1 pseudogene is annotated in these 658 nt (G+C 78.9%); it reads left to right on the plus strand.

Features of this window, described 5'->3' with window-relative positions:
* Positions 1-658: pseudogene (locus NBW84_RS04580) on the plus strand (hypothetical protein); the annotation flags it as partial.

Here is a 658-nt window from a genome sequence, read left to right on the forward strand (position 1 = left end):
GGCAGCTGGCACACCGCCGCGTGGACGGGCGTGGCCGGGCTGCTCGCGGCCGGCGTGGCGCTGCGGCCCCGCTACTACGCGGCCGGGCGGTGGGCGGACCTCTCCGACGCGCTCGGGGTGGCCGCCGGGCTGCTCACCGCCGGGGCGGTCCTGGTGTGGGCCCGCCCGCCGGCGCCGGACGGCCGCTGGCGGGCGGCCCGCCGGCTCGCCTCGCCGGCCTGCTTCTGGCCGGTGGCCGGCCTGGTCGTGGCCGCCGGCGTCGCGATGATCCTGGCGGCGCCAACGCCCCGGATCGACGTCTTCCACCTGTTGCAGGTCTCCGCCGGCGGCCTGTTCGACGGCCGTGACATGTACCGGCAGCAGTGGGCGCCCAGCCGCGCCGAATACCAGGTGTACGGGCTGTTCGACGTCTACCCCTACCTGCCCGGCACGACGCTGCTGCTCGCGCCGTTCCACCTGCTGCTCGGGGACGTCCGCTACGGCCTGCTGGCCGCGCTGGTGCTCGCCGCCGCCACGGTCCGCCGGATCGCCGGCGTGGCCGGCCCCGGCCGGGACGCGCGGCGGGACGCGGGCACGCGGGGCAGCGGATCCGGTCCGCGGGACGGGTCCGCTGCCGCGGATCCCGCTGCTTCGGCGGCGCCCGCGGATCCCGCTGCTT

The sequence above is a fragment of the Protofrankia sp. CiP1_Cm_nod2 genome, from assembly GCF_920664355.1.
In the GTDB taxonomy this organism is placed as follows: Bacteria; Actinomycetota; Actinomycetes; order Frankiales; family Frankiaceae; genus Protofrankia.